This is a genomic window from Rhodococcus sp. R1101, from assembly GCF_000278445.1.
In the GTDB taxonomy this organism is placed as follows: Bacteria; Actinomycetota; Actinomycetes; order Mycobacteriales; family Mycobacteriaceae; genus Rhodococcus; species Rhodococcus gordoniae.
In genome coordinates this window covers 1-1016 of record NZ_AJVB01000787.1, presented here as the reverse complement: position 1 = coordinate 1016, position 1016 = coordinate 1, and the positions used below count along the sequence as shown (strand labels likewise).

2 protein-coding genes are annotated in these 1016 nt (G+C 67.2%); both read right to left on the bottom strand.

Translation table 11 applies throughout. From position 1 onward, the window contains the following. Window positions 1–303: flavin reductase family protein (locus tag R1101_RS0124200; protein WP_016935723.1), on the bottom strand; the 303-nt coding region annotated here is incomplete at its 3' end. A gap of 80 nt (window positions 304–383) precedes the next feature. After that, window positions 384–773, bottom strand: coding sequence for a nuclear transport factor 2 family protein (locus tag R1101_RS0124195; RefSeq protein WP_016935722.1), 390 nt, complete (start codon window positions 771–773; stop codon window positions 384–386). Window positions 774–1016 lie beyond the last annotated feature (243 nt).

The following is a 1016-nucleotide window of genomic DNA, read 5'->3' as shown; positions in this document are numbered from 1 at the left end:
GCGCACCCCGCGGAACTTGTTGCCGCCGCTCACCGCGAACGCGCCGCACAAGGTGCGCTGGCTCTCGGACAGGACGTTGACGGCCAGGGTGCCCACCTCACGGATCTTCGGCCACGTCTTCGAGGTGCGGGCGGGGCAGAACGAGATGAGCGGCGGATCCAGTGATACGGATACGAACGACTGGCACGCGAACCCGAGAGGCTCGTCGCCGTCGAGCGCGGTGATCACCGTGACGCCCGTGCAGAAATTGCTCATCACGTCGCGGATCCGTCGAGGATCGAGCACCGCGTGTTCCGCTGTCATCCAGAAACTCCTATCGATCGGCGTTCGTTCCAGTGTCCGTCACCCACGGCGCAGTGCGCGAACCGTGTCCCGTCGACCGGTCAGCGGACACGCATGTCGCTCGGCGCCCAGACCGCTCGCATGCTGGTGATTCGTCCCTCGTCGTCGAACGTCATGACGTCGATGGGCTCCACTTCGTAGGTCTGTTCACCCGCCGTCGTGACCACGCGGAAGTGGAAGGCGGCGGTCGCTCCGCTGATCCGGAGCGTGAGCAGCTCTGTGGTGTTCTCCGTGGCTTCGACAGCCTTGTAGAACTCGGCGATAGCTGCCTTGCCGACGCGGGGTTCGCTGCCGGCAGGATCCTCCAGGGTGGCGTCGTCGGCATACAGGGCGGCGATGTCGGCCGCCACCCCCGCTGCCACGGCGTCGAGATAGGCGTGCACGGTGGCGCGGATGCGCTGCGTACGGGCGTCGGCGTCGGAAACGGTCACGGTCGCTCCTGTGATGGTGCGGGACGAAAGGTGTCGCGCCGACGCTAGCGACCTACCGGCACACGGCATCGACGTTCTCCCGGACAGCGGGAGATGTCGGGGTCACCGCTCGTCGAGATCACCGAATTCCTCGCCGAACAGTTCGGCGAGGGCGGAGAGCTGGTCGCAGTAGTGGTCGGCGGATCCGGCGTCCACACCGGCGCCGACGATCGTCGCGCCCGCTGCGATCGCCCGGTCGAGTCG